The 23917-nt window shown below is 34.1% G+C and carries 29 protein-coding genes; 14 read left to right on the top strand and 15 right to left on the bottom strand.

Translation table 11 applies throughout. From position 1 onward, the window contains the following. Positions 1–23: 23 nt before the first annotated feature. From GJV85_RS06505 to GJV85_RS06515, 3 genes are all read right to left on the bottom strand, one after another. A complete protein-coding gene (locus GJV85_RS06505; RefSeq protein WP_207563055.1) occupies positions 24–374 on the bottom strand; it encodes a hypothetical protein in 351 nt (116 codons plus the stop codon). A 47-nt stretch (positions 375–421) separates the two neighbouring features. Next, entirely contained in the window at positions 422–919 is a 498-nt protein-coding gene (locus GJV85_RS06510; protein ID WP_207563056.1) for a DUF5625 family protein, read from the bottom strand. Between the two features lie 605 nt (positions 920–1524). Further along, positions 1525–1827: a hypothetical protein gene (locus tag GJV85_RS06515; RefSeq protein WP_207563058.1), complete on the bottom strand. Its 303-nt coding sequence runs from the start codon at positions 1825–1827 to the stop codon at positions 1525–1527. A gap of 212 nt (positions 1828–2039) precedes the next feature. On the opposite strand from GJV85_RS06515, the gene GJV85_RS06520 reads away from it, so the two are divergent. The 11 genes from GJV85_RS06520 (at position 2040) to mrdA (ending at position 11817) form a co-directional block, all read left to right on the top strand. After that, complete coding sequence (locus tag GJV85_RS06520; RefSeq protein ID WP_207563059.1) at positions 2040–3581, top strand: AAA family ATPase; 1542 nt, start codon at positions 2040–2042, stop codon at positions 3579–3581. Next, positions 3571–4347, top strand: a complete 777-nt coding sequence (locus GJV85_RS06525; protein ID WP_207563060.1) for a TatD family hydrolase — start codon at positions 3571–3573, stop codon at positions 4345–4347. Before GJV85_RS06520 ends, GJV85_RS06525 begins: the two co-directional genes overlap by 11 nt. A gap of 93 nt (positions 4348–4440) precedes the next feature. Beyond that, positions 4441–5670, top strand: coding sequence for a lytic transglycosylase domain-containing protein (locus GJV85_RS06530; RefSeq protein ID WP_207563061.1), 1230 nt, complete (start codon positions 4441–4443; stop codon positions 5668–5670). Continuing rightward, positions 5663–6481 (top strand): septal ring lytic transglycosylase RlpA family protein, encoded by an 819-nt coding sequence (locus GJV85_RS06535; protein ID WP_207563062.1) that lies wholly within the window; start codon positions 5663–5665, stop codon positions 6479–6481. Before GJV85_RS06530 ends, GJV85_RS06535 begins: the two co-directional genes overlap by 8 nt. After that, a complete protein-coding gene (gene hisB / locus GJV85_RS06540) occupies positions 6482–7054 on the top strand; it encodes an imidazoleglycerol-phosphate dehydratase HisB (protein ID WP_207563063.1) in 573 nt (190 codons plus the stop codon). It abuts the gene before it with no gap. Beyond that, entirely contained in the window at positions 7051–7545 is a 495-nt protein-coding gene (locus tag GJV85_RS06545) for a KdsC family phosphatase (protein ID WP_207563064.1), read from the top strand. The genes hisB and GJV85_RS06545 overlap by 4 nt, the downstream gene beginning before the upstream one ends. A gap of 24 nt (positions 7546–7569) precedes the next feature. After that, on the top strand, positions 7570–8079 hold the full coding sequence (lptC, locus tag GJV85_RS06550) for an LPS export ABC transporter periplasmic protein LptC (RefSeq protein ID WP_255550654.1): 510 nt from the start codon (positions 7570–7572) through the stop codon (positions 8077–8079). Next, complete coding sequence (gene lptA, locus GJV85_RS06555; protein WP_207563065.1) at positions 8076–8537, top strand: lipopolysaccharide transport periplasmic protein LptA; 462 nt, start codon at positions 8076–8078, stop codon at positions 8535–8537. The genes lptC and lptA overlap by 4 nt, the downstream gene beginning before the upstream one ends. A 35-nt stretch (positions 8538–8572) precedes the next feature. Beyond that, positions 8573–9166, top strand: a complete 594-nt coding sequence (yihA, locus tag GJV85_RS06560; protein WP_242689871.1) for a ribosome biogenesis GTP-binding protein YihA/YsxC — start codon at positions 8573–8575, stop codon at positions 9164–9166. Beyond that, positions 9156–9617: an N-acetyltransferase gene (locus GJV85_RS06565; RefSeq protein ID WP_207563066.1), complete on the top strand. Its 462-nt coding sequence runs from the start codon at positions 9156–9158 to the stop codon at positions 9615–9617. The genes yihA and GJV85_RS06565 overlap by 11 nt, the downstream gene beginning before the upstream one ends. Before the next feature lie 415 nt (positions 9618–10032). Continuing rightward, positions 10033–11817 (top strand): penicillin-binding protein 2, encoded by a 1785-nt coding sequence (gene mrdA, locus GJV85_RS06570; RefSeq protein WP_207563067.1) that lies wholly within the window; start codon positions 10033–10035, stop codon positions 11815–11817. 3 nt (positions 11818–11820) lie between these two features. Here mrdA and GJV85_RS06575 read toward each other — a convergent pair whose 3' ends face one another. Genes GJV85_RS06575 through GJV85_RS06585 form a run of 3 tightly spaced genes read right to left on the bottom strand, consistent with a single transcriptional unit; the run spans position 11821 to position 13397 of the window. Beyond that, the gene (locus GJV85_RS06575; RefSeq protein ID WP_207563068.1) at positions 11821–12747 is read right to left on the bottom strand and encodes a calcium/sodium antiporter; all 927 of its coding nucleotides are present in this window, start codon (positions 12745–12747) and stop codon (positions 11821–11823) included. 6 nt (positions 12748–12753) lie between these two features. After that, positions 12754–13173, bottom strand: coding sequence for an rRNA maturation RNase YbeY (gene ybeY, locus GJV85_RS06580; RefSeq protein ID WP_207563069.1), 420 nt, complete (start codon positions 13171–13173; stop codon positions 12754–12756). A gap of 50 nt (positions 13174–13223) precedes the next feature. Beyond that, on the bottom strand, positions 13224–13397 hold the full coding sequence (locus tag GJV85_RS06585) for a hypothetical protein (RefSeq protein WP_207563070.1): 174 nt from the start codon (positions 13395–13397) through the stop codon (positions 13224–13226). A gap of 84 nt (positions 13398–13481) precedes the next feature. On the opposite strand from GJV85_RS06585, the gene queC reads away from it, so the two are divergent. Together queC and GJV85_RS06595 are read left to right on the top strand one after the other, a co-directional pair. Continuing rightward, complete coding sequence (gene queC / locus GJV85_RS06590) at positions 13482–14162, top strand: 7-cyano-7-deazaguanine synthase QueC (protein WP_242689858.1); 681 nt, start codon at positions 13482–13484, stop codon at positions 14160–14162. Further along, positions 14155–14814: a M48 family metallopeptidase gene (locus tag GJV85_RS06595; RefSeq protein WP_207563071.1), complete on the top strand. Its 660-nt coding sequence runs from the start codon at positions 14155–14157 to the stop codon at positions 14812–14814. The genes queC and GJV85_RS06595 overlap by 8 nt, the downstream gene beginning before the upstream one ends. On the opposite strand, the gene GJV85_RS06600 is transcribed toward GJV85_RS06595, so the two are convergent. From GJV85_RS06600 to mobB, 7 genes are read right to left on the bottom strand one after another with little or no spacing between them, the layout of a single operon-like run. Further along, positions 14803–16026: a putative glycoside hydrolase gene (locus GJV85_RS06600; protein WP_207563072.1), complete on the bottom strand. Its 1224-nt coding sequence runs from the start codon at positions 16024–16026 to the stop codon at positions 14803–14805. The genes GJV85_RS06595 and GJV85_RS06600 overlap by 12 nt on opposite strands. A 60-nt stretch (positions 16027–16086) precedes the next feature. Further along, complete coding sequence (locus tag GJV85_RS06605) at positions 16087–17217, bottom strand: TRAP transporter substrate-binding protein (RefSeq protein WP_207563073.1); 1131 nt, start codon at positions 17215–17217, stop codon at positions 16087–16089. Between the two features lie 30 nt (positions 17218–17247). Further along, a complete protein-coding gene (locus GJV85_RS06610) occupies positions 17248–18261 on the bottom strand; it encodes a hypothetical protein (protein ID WP_207563074.1) in 1014 nt (337 codons plus the stop codon). After that, positions 18258–20195, bottom strand: coding sequence for a methionine--tRNA ligase (gene metG / locus GJV85_RS06615; protein ID WP_207563075.1), 1938 nt, complete (start codon positions 20193–20195; stop codon positions 18258–18260). Before metG ends, GJV85_RS06610 begins: the two co-directional genes overlap by 4 nt. 24 nt (positions 20196–20219) lie before the next feature. Next, complete coding sequence (locus GJV85_RS06620) at positions 20220–20426, bottom strand: hypothetical protein (RefSeq protein WP_207563076.1); 207 nt, start codon at positions 20424–20426, stop codon at positions 20220–20222. Next, positions 20410–21258 carry a class 1 fructose-bisphosphatase gene (locus GJV85_RS06625; protein WP_207563077.1) on the bottom strand — a complete coding sequence of 283 codons (849 nt, stop codon included), beginning with the start codon at positions 21256–21258 and terminating at the stop codon, positions 20410–20412. Before GJV85_RS06625 ends, GJV85_RS06620 begins: the two co-directional genes overlap by 17 nt. After that, on the bottom strand, positions 21255–21770 hold the full coding sequence (mobB, locus tag GJV85_RS06630; RefSeq protein ID WP_207563078.1) for a molybdopterin-guanine dinucleotide biosynthesis protein B: 516 nt from the start codon (positions 21768–21770) through the stop codon (positions 21255–21257). Before mobB ends, GJV85_RS06625 begins: the two co-directional genes overlap by 4 nt. 84 nt (positions 21771–21854) lie before the next feature. Here mobB and GJV85_RS06635 point away from each other — a divergent pair, with 84 nt between their 5' ends. Continuing rightward, positions 21855–22316, top strand: a complete 462-nt coding sequence (locus GJV85_RS06635; protein ID WP_207563079.1) for a hypothetical protein — start codon at positions 21855–21857, stop codon at positions 22314–22316. On the opposite strand, the gene GJV85_RS06640 is transcribed toward GJV85_RS06635, so the two are convergent. Together GJV85_RS06640 and GJV85_RS06645 are read right to left on the bottom strand one after the other, a co-directional pair. Further along, entirely contained in the window at positions 22313–22597 is a 285-nt protein-coding gene (locus tag GJV85_RS06640) for a YggT family protein (RefSeq protein WP_207563080.1), read from the bottom strand. The two genes, GJV85_RS06635 and GJV85_RS06640, sit on opposite strands and share 4 nt — an antisense overlap. After that, positions 22594–23865 carry a glutamate--tRNA ligase family protein gene (locus GJV85_RS06645; RefSeq protein ID WP_207563081.1) on the bottom strand — a complete coding sequence of 424 codons (1272 nt, stop codon included), beginning with the start codon at positions 23863–23865 and terminating at the stop codon, positions 22594–22596. Before GJV85_RS06645 ends, GJV85_RS06640 begins: the two co-directional genes overlap by 4 nt. Positions 23866–23917 lie beyond the last annotated feature (52 nt).

The raw sequence follows: 23917 nt of genomic DNA on the forward strand, positions 1-23917 counted from the left end.
TGGTTACGAGGCTTTGTTGGCATTTAAATAACCCAAGTATGGTCGACTAAAAATCTTCCATTTTGATGAACTATTATCATTTGTGCTAAATATTCACCACTAACTTTTGTAAATTTTTGCTTCCATATAACCATTGCAGAGTTTGGTCTACGTAGTACGGTAATTAGATTTCTTTCAGCAAAGAATCCTTTTTCTTTTTGGTATTCTTCACAAACTTTAATTAAATACTCTTTTGTAACGATGTTTTTTAATCTGTCAGTAAAGTCTTTTACATGACGCTCATAATCTATGGATGTTGATGCATCCATTAAGTTATCCATCATTTCATTTGCCATGGAAGATAATTTACTTTCAGGTATTTCTTCAAAATTCATTTTAATTATCCTGTATACTATTGCACTCCTTATGCTCGTTAGGAGTGTTATTTTAACCAACGTCCTGCATCTAGTCTTATAGTGGTATTAACATCTTTCAGACCTAAGCTGTTTTGTTTCTCTAGAAAAGTTATTTTAGCTAAATATTCACCTTTTAGTAATGGAACACTTGCAATTGTTCGTGTACTAATATTTTGTTTAAATGAAGTTCTACACAATGATTCAACTATTTTTTCAAAAACAATAGAACCATCTTTTTCTTGAATAATTACTTTAAATTTTAAAGGCTGTCCAAGCCCTTTTCTATCATCATCAGGTATCTCATCATAGTTTATATCACCTTGGCAATATTGATTATATCTACTACCAATAAACTTGTCTTCTAGTCGAGCCTTAGTCGTTGGAAATATAAAGTTCATTTTTAAAAAATAGCTTTTTTCAACAGGTGCTTCAAAAGGAATGGAAATTGATGAGTTTTCTTTTTTAATTGAAAATGGTTCATCTTCAATAAGAGGTGGAAATGTACATAGAGATGTTATCCACATCATTAATCCAATTACCGGTTTTTGACATAAGGAATAAGTAACGGGTCCCATTAATCTTTGCCTCCTAACGGTTGACTTTATCCAATAAATGACTACTAGGGTATTTATTGGTTACAAAGTTTTGTTATATATTTTTATGTTTCTAGATCCCTAAAGTGGAGATGTATCCCCTAGAACATAATTTAAATTTCGTCATACTTACTTTGCTTAAATGCACCTATAACCTTACTTAAATAAAGTGATATTGTACTCCCATAATAAAATCCAATTATGATATATGCCATTTTGTCTATTTTAAAAGTTTCCATAATTTCTATTAATACTGAATAATCTTTTCCTAAAAATAAAAATATAACTAATGCAATAATTGTAAAAAAAAAGGGATTAGTATCGCATATGCTAATACTTTTCTCATTCCATCATCTGGGTCTACAAAATGTACTTTCTTAACTTTATTATTCATTGTTTTCCTTCATATAACAGTCAAGTAGAAAAATATGTTACTTACTTTCGTTCTTTTTAAAGTTTTTAAATAATAGCTAAATTTCTGAAGTTATGAAAGCTAAAAATCGGTAGAGGTAACATATTTTTCTTGCTATGTTTTGTTATGTGTCTTTTTCAGTTTTTATAAGGTCTTCTGCATGAAGAAATGTGAAGCCTTTATGCTCATATATTTGAATAAATAAGTTTTCAAAAGTCAAATTATATCGACCACCAGTAATTCGTATTTCTAAATTTTTATTAGTAAAATATCTAACTGCACTTCGAATGTCGCATCCAATCATTACAGTATTTTCTTTTCTGCTTACTAGTAAATTAATTGCATTATTTAAATCTGTTTTACATTTAAAGTAACTCCAGAGTAACCATAAAACTATTGCACCAATTATTCCAATAATATATTCCATTGCCACCCTTTTAAAACATAATTATTTAACAGTGAATATTATATACATAAAAACCTTGAATAACATAAATAATTATATACTGAAAGAATCTTGCGTTTAATTAAAAATAAAACCCATTACAACATATTGCATTTTGTCATATTAACACTCTGTTTGAAAAAATTACACTAATATACCGACAATGAAATAAAGTTCCACCTAAAGGCAAGAAGATGATAGAGAGATTTTACTTAAAAGATTACCTTAGTTTTAAAGAGAGTGAGTTAGAACTTAACTCTGGTCTCGTTGTGTTTACTGGGCCTAGTGGTAGTGGTAAGTCCATACTTATGAACTCCATACTTTCTTCTTTGGGTGGGGCTTCTTGCGAGGCCGCTCTATGTGAGTCTAGCGTTACTTGGAACATAAACGCGGATGACATAGGCATAGAAAACGAAGAGATTAACGTCTTCAAGCACATAAAAAAAGGAAACTCGCGTTACTTTGTAAACAACCAAAGCCTCTCTAAAAAGTCTATAGGCATAGTCGCGGCTGATTATCTTCGTCATTTGAGCCTTAAGGACTTTAGCGACTTTGAGAATGAAAACTTACTCTCTATACTTGATGATAGAGTAGGGGTGAAAAACAAAAAGGTGCTAAAACTCAAAGAGAGCTACCAGAAGAGCTTTTTAGAGTACCAAGACGTTAAACGCGAACTACAAGTAATAGAAGAAGAAGAGAAAAAGATAGTAGAGCTCAAAGAGTTCGCGGCGTTTGAGATAAAAAAGATAGATGACATAAACCCAACTACCGGAGAAGACGAAGAACTATCAGTGATAAAAAAAGAGCTTTCAAAAAAAGAGAAAGTGCTGGAGAGTTTAGAGTCCGCTATGGAGATTTTTAACCATGAGCACCTTGTTTCTAGCGCGTTAGATACTTTGGACGCTGAGAGTGCGTTCTTTGATGACGCTATGAATGAGCTTCGAGCGGTGTTTGATAGTGCGACTGAGAGATTTTCAGCTCTTGAGGACTTAGACATAGAAGAGATTTTAAACCGCATAGAAGAGATAAGCGGACTTAAACGCAGATATGGAAGCATAGAAGAGGCTCTGGAGTATAAAGAGCAGAAAAAACTAGAGTTAGAGAAATATGAGAACATAGAGATAGCTAGAAACGACTTAGAAGAGAGATACACTAAGTTGTCAAAAGAGATAGAAACGCTAGCAAATGAGCTAAGCGACCTGCGTTTAAAGGCACTACCAGATTTTGAGAGCTCTTTAAACTCTTATTTAAGTCATCTCTATCTAAGAGACGCGGACGTAACGCTACAAAAAAGAGAGTACAAGCTCCACGGACAAGATGAACTAAGCATAAAACTAAACTCGACTGAACTTGCAAAGATAAGTACGGGAGAGTTTAACCGTCTACGTTTAGCGATTCTCGCATTAAAGTCGGAGCTTATGAGTCAAAATGGTGGTGTTTTAATGCTTGATGAGATAGATGCTAACCTTAGTGGTGAAGAGTCTATGAGTGTCGCAAAAGTACTTCGTCAGCTCTCTAAGCACTTTCAGATATTTGTAATTTCTCATCAGCCACAACTTACTTCTATGGGAGATCAGCACTTTTTGGTCTATAAAGATGGTAATATTTCAAAAACAAAAGAGTTAAACTTCCAAGAGAGAGTTGATGAGATAGCCAGAATCATAAGTGGCGAAAATATCTCAAACGAAGCTAAAAAGTTTGCTCGTGAACTACTAGAGGCAAATAATGATAATTGATACGCATATACACTTAGATGACGAACGCTACGAAGAGGACCTAGATGAAGTACTTTCTCGTGCTAGAGAGGGTGGGGTAGAGAGATTTATAATTCCTGGTGCAGATAAGAACACTCTTCCTCGCGCCATAGAGATAGCTGAGAAGTATGATGATGTTTACTTTGCAGTTGGGATTCATCCATATGACATGGAGCAGTTTGACTTACTTGATTTTGATAAGTATGTCCACCATGAGAAGTGCGTAGCTGTGGGTGAGTGTGGGCTTGACTACTTTCGCCTAGAAGGGAGTGATGAGGAAAAATCGGCTGAAAAGAAAGAGCAAAAAAGAGTTTTTGCCGCGCAAATAGAGCTTGCAAAAAAGTATAAGAAACCTTTGATAGTGCATGTTCGTGACGCCTCTCGCGACTCAAAAGCTCTTATGTTAGAAAATGGTGCCGGAGAAGTCGGTGGAGTGCTTCACTGTTATAACGCGGATGAAGAGCTTTTAAGTCTTGCAAATGAAGGTTTTTACTTTGGCATAGGCGGAGTGTTGACGTTTAAAAACGCCAAGAAGCTCATAAATGTCCTACCAAAGATACCGCAAGAGAAACTAATCATAGAGACAGATGGACCATATCTAACGCCAATGCCGTATCGTGGAAAAAGAAACGAGCCGCTCTATACAACTTTTGTAGCTCAGAAAATGTCAGAACTTTTAGAAATAGATCTCGAAAACATAAAACAAACTACTACAAGCAATGCCCTAAAACTCTTTAATATTTTATAATATCAAAGAGTTTTTTTTCGCTTTATCTTCTTTAAACATTTTATTAATCATTTTTTAGATAAAATCATATAAATTTAAAATAAAAAGTTATATATGTTCAAATATTTTTTAATCATTTTCTTTCCACTTTTTCTCTTTGCAAACCTAACATATGAGTCAAACTACAACAAAGAACTCTCAGTTCTAGACTCTTTTAATATAGAGTCGGCATTTTTGTATGATCCTATTATGAATGATATGAGAACAAGAAACAGCTCTAAGGGGAGAAAAAAACTCTTCTTTAGAGCAATGAAAGATGCATATACTTTTATCCCTATGATAAAGAGTACACTCACAAAGTATGACGTTCCTCAAGAGTTCTTATACCTAGCGATGGCTGAGTCAAACTTTAGTACTAAAGCATACTCAAACAAAAGAGCAGCCGGACTTTGGCAGTTTATGCCTGCTACTGGTAGAAGATTTGATTTGAAAATTGATGAGTATGTTGATGAAAGAAGAGACTTAGTCAAGTCAACACATGCCGCTGCAAAATACCTCACAAGACTTCATAAAAGATTTGGAAAATGGTATCTAGCCGCTATCGCTTACAACTGTGGTGGTGGGCGTTTAAATCAGGCTATAAGAAAAGCAGGAAGTGATGAGCTATCTGTTTTACTTGATGAAGACAAAAAATACATTCCACGTGAGAGCCGTTACTATATCCGTAAAATAGTCGCGTTAGCACTTATTGGTACTGATGAAAAGCATCTTCTCTCTAGCGAGTACGAATACCTTTTAAATCGTGCAAATGCTTACTCTATCACTCCTATTAAACTCTCTAGCGGAGAATCTTTAGAGAGAGTCTCTAAGCTGATAGAAATGCCTCTTAAAGATTTGAAAAAGCTAAATAGACACTTGAAATATGACTTTGTGCCTCCTTATGCCGAAGATTACGAGGTTTATATCCCATATATCAAATTAGCAGAGTTTAAACAAAACTATTATGAGTCACCTATGAAAAATATTTATAAACTTCATGTTGTTTCTAGAGGCGATAACCTATCTTACATTGGAAAAAAATATGGAATTTCTTACAAGGTTATAAAAGATTTTAACAATCTAAAAAGTAATAGATTAAGATTGAAACAGAAGCTTGTCATTCCCATCTCAAAACATAACAAAAGTAATAAATTTGATTCAAAGCACTACTACATGGTCAAAAGTGGAGATTCATTAATCTCAATATCTAAGGCGACAAAAGTGAGCGTTCAAAATATAATGCTTCAAAATCATCTTAAAAATTCAAATATTAGAATTGGTGAAAGGTTAAAAATTTATGAATAAGTTTTATATATTTGCACTTGTTCTGATTGTTCTTTTTAGTAGTGGATGTAGCACTAGAGGTAAAAAAACATACAGAAACTATCAGCACTCTAAAACAAAAGTATATAGAGATAGTTCAGGCGCATACAGTAGCAGTATAGATAGAAAAAAATACTCTCACCCTACGATGAGACCATATACCATCCGAGGGATTAAGTACTATCCTACTGTAGTTAGCGTTGGAGATGAGTATACAGGAAACGCTAGCTGGTACGGACCCGATTTTCATGGAAAGCTTACCTCAAATGGTGAGACATATAATATGTACGATATGACAGCCGCACATAAAACACTGCCAATGAATACTATTGTTAAAGTAACCAATCTAAGAAATGGACTCAGTACCGTAGTGAGGATTAACGATAGAGGTCCTTTTGTTGAGACAAGAATCATTGACCTCTCTAACACCGCAGCCAAAAAAATAAAAATGGTAGGAGCAGGGACTGCACCGGTCAGACTAGAAATACTTGGGTTTGAGACTAAAGGCAAACGCACCATACCAACTAAAAAAGAGTTGAAAACGTCACCACAAGAGCAATCTACGGGAGAGTATGCACTTCAAATAGCATCTTTTTCAAGAATAGAGGGTGCAATAATAACTCAAGAGAAGTATGATAATACAGATGGGTATAGAACTGTTATCAAAGATGTTGAAGTTGAGAGTGGTAGAGTATTTAAAGTTGTGTTAAAAGGCTTTAAAAGTGAAGACGAAGCTAGAGACTACAAAGCATCTGGAATATTTAAAAATGCATTTATAATAAGAGAGGATTAAATGATTACAAAAACAAGAACAACAAAAGAGACAGATATAACTGTATCATTAGAGTTAAATGGAAGTGGGAAAAGTAAGGTATCTACTGGTGTTGGCTTTTTAGACCATATGCTTGAGAGCTTTTCAAAGCACTCGCTTATCGATCTAGAAGTATCTTGCAAGGGTGATACTCACATAGACGACCACCATAGCGTTGAAGATGTTGGAATCGTACTTGGTTCACTTCTAGCACAAGCTATATATCCAGTTAAAAATATGGAGCGCTTTGGTAGTGCAAATATAGTTATGGATGAGGCTTGTGTATCGTGTGATTTAGATCTAAGCAATAGACCATTTTTAGTTTATGAGCTTGAGGTAAGCGGTAAAGTTGGCAATTTTGATACGGAACTAGTAGAAGAGTTTTATAGAGCGTTTGTTTTAAACGCAAAGATAAGTACGCACATCATACAGCTTCGTGGTAAAAATAAACACCATATCATTGAAGCATCATTTAAGTCTCTTGCGGTTGCGATAAGAAGAGCCACTACAAGAAATGATAGAGTTGGCATTCCTAGTACAAAAGACGTTTTATGATAAAGCTGATTGTTTTAGACGTTGACGGCTGTCTGAGTGATGGCTCACTTATCTATTCAAACGATTCTATAGAGAGCAAAAGCTTTAATGTTAAAGATGGACTTGGAATCACTACCTGGATAAAAATGGGTAATGAAGTAGCAATCATAACTGGTCGAAAATCAGAAATAGTGAAAAAAAGAGCGACCGAACTTGGCATAAAGCATCTCTATCAAGGTGTACGGGACAAAGATAGAGTACTAAAAGAGCTTGTAGAGTCACTTGGTTTAAAGTTTTATGAACTTGGAGCAATTGGAGATGATTTAAATGACTACAATATGCTATCTCTTGTTGGTAGAAGCTTTACTCCTAAAAATGGCGTTAAAGAGATTCGAGAGTTAGTAGATACAGTCTTAAACTATAATGGTGGAGATGGCGCGGTGAGAGAGATGATAGATACTTTAGTTGATGAAAATGATCAAAGAGAAGAGTTTCTATCAGTTTGGATTTAAGAGGAGTCTGTTATCAATATAAACATTTTTTTTCTCTTTATACTAAGTAGTTTGATGATGATTTTTTATTTTTTCAAGCCACTTGATATAAAGCAGCAACTCTTTGTAGATATACCTCTTTTTGAAATCAGGGACTTCTCTCTTTACGAGCTCAACCAAGAGAAAATAAAAACTTTTATGTCTGGAGATGTTGCTACAAGATATGCTGATAGATATACTGTTAAAAGTATGGATTTTACAGATAACTCAAAAACTTACATCGCCAATATGAAGGCTGATAGTGGCTTGTACGAAGGTGATATTATCACTCTTATTGGAAAGGTATCATACTTTAGAGAAGATGGGCTAACGTTTGATTCGCAAGAAGTTGTTTACAATAAAAAAACTTCAGTCGCTAAAACACAGAGTGAGTATGTTGCATATATGGGTGATAATAAGATTACAGGAGTCTCTTTGGAGTATAATAGCTTACTAAATAAAATAGAGTCAAAACAGGTAGTCGCAAAATATATCTTAGATGAGGAACAATTATGAGAATAATTTTTATACTTTTTTTTACAACTTTACTTTTTTCTCAAGAACTGAAGATTAAAGCAAACTCATTTAAAGCAGATGAGAGTCAAGGTATATCCGTATTTGATGGAGACGTTAACATTGTCAAAGGTAATGATGAGATAAACGCATCTAACTTGACAATATATGTAGATAAAGAGAATAAGCCAACGAAGTTTGTCGCTATTGGCAATGTCTCTTTTAAGATACAGACAAAACAGAATGCAAAATATAGAGGAAGTTCAAATAAGATAATCTATTTGCCACTTAAAAAGGAGTATCACTTTTTTGAAAATGTTCATTTAGTACAAATAAATGAGAAAAAAGAGATACATGGCGATAAAGTGATTTTAAGTATAGTTGATGGAAAAGCATATGCTCAGGGCCTCAAAAAAGAGCCTGTGATAATGATTTTTGATATAGCTGAAGAGAAGGAATAGTTTTGGTTGATATAGATATAGTAGATGCAAAGTTTATGACATCGGCTCCAAATGTTGGAGCAGCACCAGAGTCGGATGAACAAAATGAAATAGTATTCATGGCAAGATCAAACGTAGGCAAGAGCTCACTTTTAAATGCTTTGACAAATCATAAAGGTCTTGCAAAAGTATCTTCAACACCAGGTAAAACCAGACTTATCAACTATTTTGATGTGACACTTTTAAACAGAGAAGAAGATAAAAAGGTTAATGCAAAGTTTGTTGACCTGCCAGGTTTTGGATATGCAAAGGTCTCTAAATCTATGAAGCATGATTGGGAGAAAAACTTAACTGACTACATATCAACTAGAGAACAGATTAAAGTTTTTATACATCTTGTTGATTGTAGACATCCTCATCTTGACATAGATACATCCGTGAGTCAATTTTTGTTTGACAACGTACGTGAAAATCAGTACATAATTCAAATCTTTACTAAGATAGATAAACTCAATCAAAAAGAGCAAAACGCTCTTAGACGTGAGTTTCCAAATGCGATGACTGTATCAAGCTCTAAAAAAAGAGGTACTAAGAAAATTATCAATGTTATTTACGATCTTTTAGAGGAAAAAGAAAAAAATGAAGATTGAGTATAAAAAAGCTAAACTCAGTGATATAGTGATGATGAGGGAGTTGATTCTTCCAGAAATAGAAAATGGAATCATTTTAGATAGAAGTGAAGATGAGATAGCAACAAATATTCGCTCTTACACACTTGTACTTGGAGATGAACAACTTTTAGGGTTCTGTGCTTTACATGTACATACATCAGAACTGGCTGAGATCAGATCGCTTGTTGTAAAAGATGGTTTTAGAGGCAATAAAATAGGTGAATCTATAATTAACGAGGTGCTCAAGGAAGCTACTTCTCTTGGTTTAAAAAGAGTCCTAAGTCTAACGTATAAGCAAGCTTTCTTTGAAAGACTAGGCTTTGTTGAGATTCCAAAAGAGTCATTACCAGAACATAAAATATGGGCCGACTGTATAAAATGTAAACATTTTCCAATATGCAACGAAGTATCCCTGATAAAAGACCTTTAGAACTATTTATATACATATTTTTATTTGTATTATATAGTGGGCTAAGCAGTATCTATCCATTTCTACCACCTTTATTTGCTGTATTATTTACATATTTTGTTAAATCTCTAGATGAGAAAAATCTTTTATACATAGTCGCGATTTCATTTATGCTTGTTATTTTTGAAGCTAATGCGGGCTATATGCTATTTACATCTATTATATATTTATATATAGTTTATAAGTTTATACTTCCAAAAATAATGCAGAGTTTTAACTGTCAAAAATGTATTAGAGCCTCTTATGTAGTGTTGGCTTATTTCGGATATTTTTTATTTTTAACGCTGTTGTCGAATATTTTTCTTTTAGAGCAGCCGGTAATTGATTACTATATAGTATACTATATAGTAATAGAGTTTTTTATAGTGAGTATATTATGAAAATTAAGATCATACTACTAGTATTTGCATCAATCTGGTTAGGGCTATTAGTTAGAGTCTTTATTTTAAGTGTTGAGTCAAATCATATCTATTCAAAACTCTCTTTAAAAAATACTATAAGGCTAGAACATATTGCTCCTGTTCGTGGGGAGATAGTAGACATAAAAAATAGAGCGGTTGCTATAAATAAACTAGGATTTAAGATACAGCTAGCCCCACACCTCACAAGTAGAAAATCATCTCATAATCTAGATGAAGAGATAGATAAACTTTGCGCACTTCTTCCTTCCTTAGACAAAAAGAAAATAAAAAAGAGATATGCGAAGAAAGAGTCTTACTATAATCATAACTTTATCGACGTTGTCCATTTTATTGCATATGAGGAGATAATGCCTGTCTACTCAACGCTAAACTTGAGAGAAAATGTTAAGATCATTCCTGCACCAAAACGCCACTATCCATATAAAAACATTGCTGCACACATGATAGGGTATGTATCGCGTGCGAATAAAAAAGATATTGATGGAGATGCTCTGCTGGAGCTGTTAGGTAACACTGGTAAAACAGGTATTGAGAAATACTATAATAAATACCTTCAAGGTACAGCTGGTAAACGCCAAATAAAAGTTAATGCTAATAACGAAGAGATTAAGCAGCTTATGTATGAAAGTGCTGATGAGGATAAGAAACTCACTCTTAGTTTGGATATGGAACTTCAAACATATATAGCTGAACTATTCGGAGATAGGGTAGGTGCAGTTATAGTTATGGATGTTAATGGATCTGTTTTATCTGCAGGTAGTTTTCCTAACTATGATTTAAATATCTTTGTTTCGGGTATGTCGCATGCTATGTATAATAAATTGTCATCAAGTTTGGATCACCCATTTACAAATAAGTTGATAAATGGTCTTTACCCTCCAGGCTCCACGATCAAACCAATGCTTGGACTGCTTTATATATCAACGGACTTAAGTAGTAAGTGGACAGTTGAGTGTAAGTCATCCCTTCCTTTAGGTGGAAGAATATTCAGATGTTGGAAAAAGCAGGGGCATGAGCATACCGATATCACAAAGGCTATAAGAGAGAGTTGCGATGATTATTTTTACAAGGGTAGCTTGATCTTAGGGAATCAAAAGATGAGTATGGGACTTAAACGTTACGGACTTTCTAAAAAAACGGGCATTGATTTACCTAATGAGTTTATTGGTGTTGTTCCTTCAAAAGAGTGGAAAAGAGAGAAATACAATAGATCATGGAATATTGGGGAAACGGTAAACATGTCTATAGGGCAGGGTGATTTTTTAGTAACGCCACTTCAAATAGCACAGCAGACTGCGCTTATGGCAACAGGTAAGCTTCCAACTCCTCATATTGCTAAAAAAATAGGTGATGAAGTTATCAAGCATGAGTTGCAAGATGTTTTAACAAAAGAAGAACTTAAAAATCTGCCTAAAATACAAAATGCTATGTACCATGTATGTAACAGAGCAAAAGGTACTGCAACTAACTACCTACACTCTAAAGTAAAGATCGCTGGAAAAACGGGAACGGCTCAGGTAATTGCCATTAAGCAAGATATAGAAAAAAGAAAATTAGAAAGAGAACTCTCCTACTACAATCGTTCGCATGCATGGTTTACAACATATGGACCATATAAAAATCCGCAGTACGTTGTCATGGCTATGATAGAACATGGTGGACATGGTGGGCATGCTGCTGGTTCGATTATATCGGATATATATAACAAGCTCTTAGAGCTTGGTTATATAAAAAAGTAATTTTTATGCGAAAGAGTTTTGAATAAAAAGAGCAAGAATTATTAGTAAAAATATACCGCCAGCTCTATTGTAGAGCTTGTTTGCTAGAATAAATAGCAGAGCTAATGATGCTGACACCATAATCAAAATATCAAACTTCGTACTAGCAAGATCTACTAAAAGTGGATTAATCAATGAAGACGCACCTAAAACCATTGAAAAGTTTGCTACGTTTGAGCCAATTATATTTCCAATACCCATCTCGGCGTTTCCCTTTTTTACTGCTACTAACGAAACTACAAGCTCTGGAAGTGAAGTTCCAAGTGAGATTAAAAACAGACCTATAACCCATTCACTCACTTCAAGGCTACGCGCGATGTTTGTTCCGCTCTCGACAACAAAATTTGCCCCACCTATAGTCAATATAAATCCAACACTAAGTAAAGCTACTGTTTTGAGCCAGTTGAATTGTTTTGCTAAAGAAGTATCTATCTCTCCTTCTAGGTCTTCACGAGAACTTTTAAATAAAAAGATAAGGTATGAAGTCATTAAGAGTAAAAATATCACACCATCTACTCGGCCAATAACTCCATCTTGAATCATAATGTAAAAAATTAATACGGGAACAATAACCCAAGCACTATCTTTTGAAAAGAGGTCTCTGTTTGGATTCATAGATTTAGCAAACATAAAAACTATACCAAGAACCATGGTTATGTTAAAAATAACGCTTCCAACTACATTCGCAACCGCCATATCGCTTTTACCATGTGATGAAGCCATCATTGAAGCTGCCATTTCAGGTAAAGAAGTACCAAAGGCAACTAAGGTGGCTCCAATGACAAAATGAGATATATTAAAATGTAACGCTATTCTTTCTGATTCTTTAATAATGAAATCAGCCCCATATATAAGTGCCGCCATTGCAACTAAAAATATTATATAATCCATCTATATTTACCCTTGTGTTCTAATAATTAAACTACTAGGAAGATTAAACTTCTCTATAAGTCTTCTCTCTTCTTCTCTCATCTCGCCATTGTCAACTTCATGATCGTACCCAAGCAGATGTAAAAGACCATGTATATAGAGTAATGTAAACTCGCTTATATTGTCGTGAGCGAAATTTTTGGCACTCTCTTCTACAAAGTCTTTTGATATTACTATGCTTCCAAGCGGACTCATAGGCATCTCTTCGTATGGAAAGCTTAATACATCGGTTGGTTTGTTGATATTTCTGTTGGTTAAGTTTATCTCTTGAATCTCTTCATTTGTCGTTACGATGAGTTCAATGTCTTTATCTGTTAAAGAGTCTGTAATTTGAGAAAGAAGTATTTCATTCAGCTCAAGATTAGTTCTGTTGTCTAGTTCAATCATGAGAGAAATTATATCGAATGAGGCTTATGATTTGTAAGGGTAGATAAAATCTACCCAGTAATATTAATACTGTTGCCGATTCCCGTCTTTTGAGCTGTAACTTGTTTAGATTGCGTATCCACGCTCTCTAGGACTTTAAGTACTTGTTGCGCTTGAACGTCTTGTGCTTTCTTTTGTACTTCTACTCCGATTGCTGAAGTGTTGGTTGATGATGAAACATCCATAATAAACTCCTCGTTTCTTATATAGGAATATTTTAGTCTTTATTTCTTTTAATGTAGATTAAAAAAATATGTTAAAATCATATTATGAAAAAAGAAAATATGAATAAAAAAGCGGTTTGTATAATGAGTGGCGGCATGGACTCAACTCTTAGCGCCTATATGATGCAAGAAGAAGGGTATGAAATAGTTGCCGTACACTTTAATTATAATCAAAGAACGCAACAAAAAGAGCTTAGCTGTTTTGAGGCTGTTTGTGAAAAGTTAAACGTGAAAGAGAAGTACGTTCTTGATATGAGCTTTTTTAAAGATCTCGGAGCCTCGGCGTTAACTGACTCTACTATTGACGTTCCAACAACTGGAGTGGAAGATGGCGTTCCCGTAACCTATGTACCTTTTCGAAATGGAATTTTTTTAAGTATGGCGGCCGCTATTGCTGAAAAAGAGTCGGCGTCAGTTATTAGCATAGGCGTAGTGGAAGAGGATAGCAGCGGTTATCCAGACTGTAGAGAATCATATATACTCTCTATGCAAAACGCGATAAACCTTGGAACAAAAGATGAGACTAATATAGAGATTACAATGCCATTAGTTCGTTTAAAAAAATCACAAATAGTTCAAAAGTCTTTAGAGTTGTCCGTTCCACTAGAGTTAACATGGAGTTGCTATAAAAATGAGGAAAAAGCTTGCGGTGTTTGTGATAGCTGTAGGCTTCGACTAAATGGCTTTAAACTTGCTGGAGTTATAGACCCCATATCATATGAGTAAAATAGAGTATAAAGAGTTTAATATTGAGTATGTTTACAATAAAAAACTCAAAAATAGTTATATAAGCGTTGAAGCAGATAAAAAAATAAGAGTAAAGAGTCCCATAAAGTCTCATCAATATGTATTAGAGCTTTTAAAAGAGAGAGAAGAGTGGATAAGAAAGCAGTTTCATAAGATTGAGCAACAGATATCTTTAAAGGTGAACTTAGAAGATGAAGTGGCTTTTTTTGGCGAGATATATAGCATTGACAGCGCAGAGACTAAATATTTAAGAGATAAACTAGAAAAAGTTAAACTTGATGATGAGAAAAAAACGCTCAAGTGTTATGATGATTTTTATAAGTATGTAGCTAAAGAGTACCTTAAAAGTAGGGCGGAGTATTTTAGTAAAGAGATGAACTTAGAGTATAGTGAACTTAAATATCGAAAGATGAAAAGTAGGTGGGGAAGCTGTAGCTCAAAAAAAGTCATTACGTTTAATAGTGAACTTATAAAAATTGATAAGCGCTTAATCGACTATGTTGTAGTGCATGAGCTAGCACACCTAAGACATATGAATCATTCTAAAGAGTTTCATAACTTGGTGGATTTACATCTTGAGGGCTCATCCCAGCTTCGTAAAAAATTAAAAAACATAAGACTATTTGTTTAGATACTTGACATGATATTTGCTAGATGGCGACCACATCATCCATCCATTAGCGTCGATATTATCAGATGCACGAATCTGCTCTTGAATCTCAAACTTTTCATAAGGTCTACGTTTTCTCTTATAGTCCTTAAAGTACTGTAACCAAGGTCTTACCCGTTTTGTATCAATTCTCTCTTTAATGTTGCTAATACTTCTGTATATAACTTCATAAGGGTGATCGGCTGGATATTTAAAGTAAAAAGAACCATTTGAAAACCCTGAAGGATAAAGCATAGGCGCTAAGTAGTCTGCATGATCAGATAGTGACTCTACCGTTTGACCAATGTTGTTGTCATCATCGCTCCAGCAGATATTTCCATAGGTGTTCACTGATATGAAAACACCATATTTTTTTAGTTTTAAAGATGCTGAGTCTAAAAAAGTCTCAAGTGCTTTAATACGATTTTCTTGCGTATTCTCTTTAGAATACTTTAAACCACTTTTTGCAGGAAAGCGGATATAGTCAAAGTTGATCTCATCAAAACCAACCTTTGCCGCTTCTTCAGCGATCCGAATAGTGTAGGCGTGTGAACGCTCGTCAAATGGGTCGACCCATGCCATATTGTCATGATTTCTCCATATACTATTATTGTCTTCGCGTTTAATTGCATAGTCGGGGTTGTTTGATGCTTGGATTTCATCTTTGAAAACTACCACCCTTGCTATTGTATAGATATTTCTTTCTTTCATTGTTTTTATAAACTTTTGGATATTTCTATTTGTTCTATTCTTTTGGGCACCATAGGAGTTGGCTTCTTCAAAACTTGTTAAAAAAAGAGTTGAACCATACTCGTTTTTGACATCAGCTACAACGGCATTGGCTTCTGTCTTTTTTATAGCCTTAAGAAGATTTTTTAGTGTCTGCGAATTATTGCTAGCTCCCCAAAAAGTTAAGTAAAGAGCTTTGACATTTATCGGCTCTAGAAAAATTTTAGTTTTATACGCAGCAGTAGAAATTTTGAGGGGTTTATAACCACACGCTTTTATATTTAAAAAAGGCTCGCTGGTGTCTATTTTAAAATAACCATCCTTATTACTCTTGGAGCTCTTTACTGAGTCGTTAATGGTAGCGCTTGGTATAGGAAGCGAGCTATTTTTATCTACTATGTAAGCATCATAAAAAGCGAAAGAGAGCGAGTGCACAAAAATAAAAAAGTATAAAAAATTATTCAAACAAAATCCATAATAGCAATATGCTATAAAGCAAGCAAAAAGTATACCTTACAACTAAAATTAGCGTTTATCTAGAAAGCTTCCTAAGCTAACATCGCTCCACTCTTTTGAGAGCTTTAGGTACTTTGATGCAGATTCGTAAACTTCTGCAAAATCTTTACTCTTCGCACTTTGCTCAAGGATAACGTCTTGAAGAGCCTTCTTGCCTGCAGTATAGATATCATCAGGAAACTTTTGTATAGTAACGCCAAGTTCTTTTAGCTGACTTAGGGCAAAAATATTTTCTTTATGAAACTCAGAAGTCATGTTGGCGTTTAGTTCGTTTGAGCATACTTCTATGATAGATTGATGCTCAAGTGCTAGTTTATTCCATGAGTGTTTATTAAAAGTAAGCTCTAAAACTGATCCAGGCTCATGCCATCCAGAGTAATAGTAAGGTGCAACTTTATAGAATCCCATTTTAATGTCAAGTGCAGGGCCTACCCATTCAGTTGCATCAATAACTCCGCGTTCAAGTGAAGTGTATATCTCACCTGCTGGTAGAAGGATAGGGTTTACTCCCATTTTAGAAAAAACTTCGCCACCAAGACCAGGGATTCTCATCTTAAGTCCTTGCATATCCTCAAGGGAGTTAATGGGCTTTCTAAACCATCCTCCCATCTGTATGTTTGTGTTTCCACCTAAGAAAGGATGGAGATTATACTTCGCATATTTCTCTCGCCATAACTCCATTCCTCCACCAAAACTCATCCATGAATTTATCTCTTCAGATGTGAGACCAAAAGGCATACCGCTAAAAAGAGAGAAGGAAGCATTCTTTCCTTTCCAGTAGTATGGTCCAGAGTGAAAAGCGTCAATCTGTCCGCTGCTTGTAGCATCAAAAACAGCTAGGGCAGGTACTAAAACATTTTTAGGGTAGATTTTAATTTCCAAAGTTCCACCACTGACATCCTTAACTCTTTGAGCGAACCTTTCAACACCTGTACCCATAATAGGGAAATGAGCAGGCCAGCTTGTTGCAAGAGTAATTATAGTTTTTTTATTTCTATTGATATTAATTCTTTTTGTGTCTGTGCTTTTGGTTGGATGTTTAGAGTAATCTATTGCTTGGCGATTACTTTCGTTACAGCTATTTAACACTAAAACTGCAGAAGTTGAAACTGTTGTTGTTAAAAATGTTCTTCTATTCATATTCTCTTCTTTAAAGTTTAGTCAGTAGCACTATAAATCAAATAGTGAAACTTCTGTTTGATTACTAATAGGTTTAGTAATCATTGCTTTGTCTACACCAAGGATTAAGGCAAAGTGAAAGTGACTACTCTTAAGTATTCTTAGTATGTCACTCTCGTTTTTATAGACTATTATAGTATTGATTTCATTTAGATTAACCCTCAAATTTGCATGTGAGTTAGGTATAAGGTAGATTATTTTGGCCCATGTCGCATTTCTTTGTAAAAAATTTATCTCTTGTTCAATGAAAGAGGTGTTTTTTTCAAAAATAAGAACTTTATCACTTGTTCCAAACTCTTTAACTTCAAGCTTTTTATTTGTAAAAACTGCTTCGAAATGATCTATTTGGGAGAATTTTTTTAAACGGTAATGTATAGCCTCTTTTTTAAAAAGATGCAGAAGTATCTCAAGATATGGCATAAAAAATGGAGATATTAGTTGTCTCTCATAAAATATATTGTTATAGATAAAAGATGTTTCAAAAAGTGTTTGTTCTATAATATCAACATGTTGATAAGGATTTTGGGAAAGTTCTATAGTTCTAGCAAAGATATTTTTATCTATTAAAGTTGGACAAAAAAGTATTATAGAATCTTGTTCTATATTCCATAAACTTTTTACAATAGTTTTAATATTTCCAATAAGAGCAATAAAATTTGATTCCGTAATCACTTGCTGTGCAAGTTTAATTACAATCTCATTGCTTTCATAAACGGTAACATTCTTGTCTATTAATCTAAAACGCAGAAGCCTTTTTAATGCTTTTTCTAAGTTGTCAACTTTAATCCAAGCGATTTCATTGTCACTAATCTGTGTTGGTTTGTCAAAAATAATTCCATAAGCACCATTAAGTATAGCATCTGAAATCTCTTCTTCGTTAAAAGCGACAAAAAGGTCACCTCTTTTTATGTTTTTAGAATCAAATACTATATTTTCAAAATTATTTACAAATGGATTGTTAACAAGTTTTCCAAGTGTAAGTGCAAGAATATTCTCAAGTCTCATCCAATAGGAGTACCCGCTTTTTTAGGCTTTTCTGGACGCACTAAACAAAGACCATCTTCATCTTTTGCAGCAAGAAGCATGCCTTCACTCATCATTCCCATTAGCTTTGCAGGTTTGAGGTTTGCAACTACACAAACTTGAGTATTAATTAAGTCTTCAGCAGAATAAAACTCTTTTATTCCTGCAACAACTTGTCTAACATCGCTTTCTCCAAGACTTACTTGTAGTTTTAAAAGTTTTTTACTTTTTGGAACTTCTTTAGCTTCAAGAACTATTCCTACTTTTAAAGATGTTTCAAAAAACTGTCCAATCTCTATAAGGTTATCAACTTCTTTTGTTGTTGTCTCTTTTGCTTGTTCTTTCTTCTGTTTAGGTGGGTTTGGTTCAGCTTTTGGAGCTTCCTCCATTAAAGGCTCTTCAACACGAGGGAAGAGGGGAGGAACACTTTTAATATTAAATAATTTCAATAGCTTATTCTCTACTATAAGGTCTTTGTAGCTTGCATTATTTATTTCAAAGTTAAGTGCGTCTGCTACGATATTAGTAGTTTTGGGCATAACAGGATGAAGCATTATGGACGCTTTTGCTAAAATATTTGCTACAAGCGCAACTGTTGCAAGCGCTTCATCTTTTTTATCTTCTTTCATTTTTGTCCAAGGAGCATACTCCTCAATAGCTTTGTTTCCAATAGAAAAAAGTTTCCATAACTCTTCAAGATATCTATGTGTTTGCAGATTTTCCATAAATGGATCAAGGTTTGCTATGACCTCTTGCATGCTTTGAAGCTCTTTTGAGTGATATTTCTCAACATCAACACTGTCAATTTCAAAGTCAGAGTATTTACCACTCATTCCAATAATACGGTTGAGTAAATTTCCAAGATCATTACTAAGCTCAGAGTTTATTCTATCTATGAAAGCTCTTTGAGAAAAGTCTCCATCTTGACCAAAAGGAACTTCTCTAAGCATGAAATATCTTAAATTTTCTTCTCCATAAGCATCAGCGACAACTTTTGGTGCAACAACATTGCCTTTAGACTTAGACATTTTCTCACCATCTCTCGTCCACCATCCATGAGCGCCTATATGTTGAGGAAGTGGTAGGTCTAAACTCATTAGGAATGCAGGCCAGTAAATAGCATGAAAACGTAGTATGTCTTTACCAACAAACTGTGTGGATGCTGGCCAGTAGTTCATGTTTTCTTCATCTTTTCCATAACCAAGTGCTGTTATATAGTTTAAAAGTGCGTCGAGCCAAACATACATAACATGATTATCATCATTAAATGATGCGGGCATTTTGACACCCCAGCTAAAAGATGTACGTGTAACAGATAGGTCTCTTAAGCCACCTTTTACAAAGTTTATTACCTCATTTGCACGTGAACGAGGCAGAATAAAGTCTGGGTTATCTTCGTAGTGCTTTAGAAGTTTATCTTCGTATTTAGATAACTTGAAAAAGTAACTCTCTTCTTTAATAATATTTGTACTTCTTCCGCAGTCTGGACAAAATTCACCATCTTCTAGCTGCGTTTCAGGGAAAAAAGTTTCACAACTTACACAGTAGTGACCCTCATAAAAGTCTTTATATATATCACCTTTTGCATACATCGTCTCAAAGGCTTTTTGTACTCCAATTTTATGGTCTTCATCAGTAGTACGTATAAACTTATCATAACTAATACCAAAGTCATCCCAAAGGTTTTTAAATGTTGCACTTATTTCATCTGCAAACTCTTGTGTTGGCTTATTGTTCTTTTGAGCTGACTCTTCTATCTTTTGTCCATGCTCATCTGTTCCAGTGAGAAAAAATGTATCTTCACCTTTTAATCTCTCATACCTAGCTACAGTATCAGCTATAAAAGTAGTGTATGCATGCCCAATATGAGCCTCTCCATTTACATAATATATAGGTGTTGTAATATATTTACTCAAATTATTTCCTTTAATCGTTTATGTTTAAAATTCAAATCCACCAGTATCGCCTTTTGACATGCTACCGTATACAGCTTTTACATACTCACTACGAAGTTCACATGTAAAATAGAGGTCACAGGCACTACAACTTTTGTGGTTTTTATCTTTCTGACAAGATTGTAGTTTAACTACCATTTGATCGAGATAGACTTCAAATCTATCTTTCTCTTTACTATCTATTTCTTGCATAAACTTCTTTTACTACAGATATTTCATATTTTGAACCAAAAAAACATGGAGATGTTCCGTGTATATGATCATGATCTAGAGACATGATATCTTCATTTATACCATCTATTGCGTCGCCACCAGCAATCTTAAAGATGAATGCAAAAGGGTAAACTTCAAAAAGTTTGCGAAGCTTTCCATCAGGTCTATCAGATGTAGCTGGATAGCTAAAAAGACCACCACCTTTAAGCAGTATTTGGTGTAAATCTGGAACCATTCCGCCTGAGTATCTTAGTCTATAACCTTCATTAAAAAAGCTATCAACCATCTCTTTATGGTATGGCGCCCAGTTTTGTTGTGTGCCACCTGGAGCGTTAAGGTTACCTTTTTCATTTAGACGAATCTCTTTAACAAACTCAAACTCATTATTTTGAAGTAGAAATAGTTTCGCTTTTGTCTGTGCAAAAATCATCTCAACGCGAGGTCCATAAACTACATAACATGAAGCGACCATGTTTTGAGCACCCCAGTCACCTTCATAAATACCAAAGATAGAACCAACGCTAAGATTAACGTCAACCAAAGACGATCCATCAAGTGGATCATACGCTACATAATACTTTCCACTTTCGTTAATGAGCATTTCATGTTCTTTTTCTTCACTCGCGATAGTATGAATGGAAGTTATTTTAGATAATTCCTCTTCAATAATCAAGTCACATTGAATATCTAACTGTAGTTGTGTCTCACCTGAACTGTTTTCTTGTTGTGAATAACCTATATCCTTTACGTCAATAGCATCTTTAATTCTTATTGCTATTGTTTGTATCGTCTCTAAAAATATATCTTTCATCTTTTATCCTTTTTTATTTTTTTTGCATTTTTAAATATCCATGATATAACACTGTCTGGAGAATTTAAATCCAAAATATCAACGTCTGCTAAATCATAAGCATCTTTATCTATACTACTATCAATCGCTAAAGCATTCATGTATGGAAAATAGTCCATATCAATACTGTTTCTAAAGACGCTTATTCTAGGAAGTGGTAAATTTTTCAATCCTTCCACGAGGAGTACGTCAAAATCATCAAATAGTCTAATCATATCTTCAAGTTCTGAATGTTTTTGGGAAAAATAAGTTGTGCGGTTAGGGGAGGTTACAATTACGTCTGCACCAGTATCACTAAACTTATAACTATCTTTGCCTTCAACATCAAAATTAGCCTTATCTTTAGGGTCATGTTTAATGATAGAAACTTTTAGTTTATGTTCATGGATTAGTTTTCTAGCAACCTTTAATATTAGGGTTGTTTTTCCACTATTAGATGGACCAGTAAACGCCACTGCTAATCTTTTGCTCAATTTTCAGACTTTAGTTTAAATTTTATAGATTATACAAAATAAGACTTTAATAAGATATAATTCCTTATAAATAAGAGGATAAAAATGAAAACTTTCTTAGTGATTTTGATTTTTTCGATCATATTTTCTGCCTGCTCAAAAAACAATGCTTTTTATCGTTTTAATATTACGAAAACCCAAGAGATTAGTGAAGATAATATATTAAGTGTAAAAATTAAAAAAAATGGCATTGGGGATGGTATAGCAACTGTTATATATCTAAACAAGGTATTTCCGCAAACTTATAATGATGATGAATATTTTTATATATCAATGTATACAAAAAGCAATAGAGACAATTTTGATTTTTTCATCAACGATAATAGAGCATATAAGATAGAAAGACTTGACTCTAAAAATGAGTTCTCTACTCTTGTCTCAGTTGATACCCAGTGGAGACAAAACTATCTCATTAGATTTACTACTCAAGAGAGAGTAATGAATTTTTATCTCAAGAGTAGTGAACACTCTTCAGATAAGTTGATCTTTGAAAAAGATGAGGACTAAATAGCGTTTAGCAGGGCCCTTAGTACAACTATTATAACTTGCAAAGCTATTATTATGACTAATGGAGCAAGATCTAAGCCATTGAAGTCAGTTCTAATGTATCTTCTTACTAACTTGTATGCAGGATTGGTAATTCTGTATAAAAGTTGAACGACTTGGTTGTTTGGATCTGGGTTTACAAAGCTCAGTAGTGCTGCAATGATGAAAACCCAAATATAAACTCCAATTAGAGCAATCGCAAGGGAACCTAATCCCTGAATAATCTCATATATTAAACTCATTTCACAATCTCCCCAATATAGTTTTTAAGATATTTGTATATTTCAGATATATCTGGACCATTTACTGCACCAGTTAAGAGTAAGCGCAATGGTACTGAAAAGTTTTCTTCTTTGAGTCCAGACTCTTTTAAAATGTAGTTTTTAAAATCCTGATACTTGTCAAAGTAGGGTGCACTCTTAATAGCTTCGGCCATTATATTGGCTTTACTAACAAACTCTTTTGGAATTTCTTTGTCGGCAAATATAGGCTCTATCTTACTTCTAAGCTCTTTTGTCGTTGCAGCTTCTTCTAAGTAAACACGAGCGAGCTCACCAATCTCTTCATCGGCAAAACCGACATAGCGAGAAAGTTCTTTAGCTTCGAGATTTTTCAAGTGCTCTTTATTTATTTTCTTTAAAGCTTCCATATCAAACTCAATAGGGCTGTTAGATATACTTTTTAAATCAAACCATTCAATTGAGTCTTTTATTTCAAATATTTTTTGAGGAACAATAGTTCCCATTGATATTAAATAATTTGATATAGCAGAAGGTAAGTATCCCTCAGTGAATAGTGATTTAACACTAATTGAATCACCATCAACAATTAGCGGTAGCTCTGCATACTCAACTTTTTTATCATACTTTAAAGAGGCTCTGATATGATCTTGTTTTAGAATATTATCCATATTTTCTTCGCAGTGTAGCACCAAGGATATATCACCAAGCATATCATCAATTGCACAGGCAAAGTTATAGGTAGGAATTTTTTGTTGGTCCATAATAACAAAGCTATCCAGAGTATCAGAAGGAAATTTTAGTTCACCTTTGATGTAATCTTTTATAACAAGATTTTCTTCAGGTTTAGTCACTCTAATAGTAAAGGGGCTCATGTTGTCTATAACTAGCTCTGCTGGAAGGTTTCTACAAGCGTCGTCATACTTATACGCTTTTTTAGCATCTTGCGCTTCTTGGCGTTTTTTCTCTAGCCATACTTGAGAGCAAAAGCACGAAAATGCTTTTTTTTCGTGCATCAACTGTAGTGCCATGGCAGAATGGAAACGTACATTTTCACTTTGGTAGACGACATGAGAGTACTCAACCCCAAAAAGAGCTAATGTGTCAAGAATCTCCTGATCTTTCCCCTCTATATTTTTCTCTTTATTGCTGTCTTCAATACGAACAAGGAGGCCTTCTTCTCTCTGTTTTGAGATGATATAGTTAAATATTGCTATACGAAGGTCGCTTATACTCATATCATCAGTTGGACTAGAGGCAAATCTTAGCATTAAAAATCCTATAAATAATTTACGGAATTTTAACAGATTAATGTTAATAGTT

It is taken from the genome of Sulfurimonas aquatica, assembly GCF_017357825.1.
In the GTDB taxonomy this organism is placed as follows: Bacteria; Campylobacterota; Campylobacteria; order Campylobacterales; family Sulfurimonadaceae; genus Sulfurimonas; species Sulfurimonas aquatica.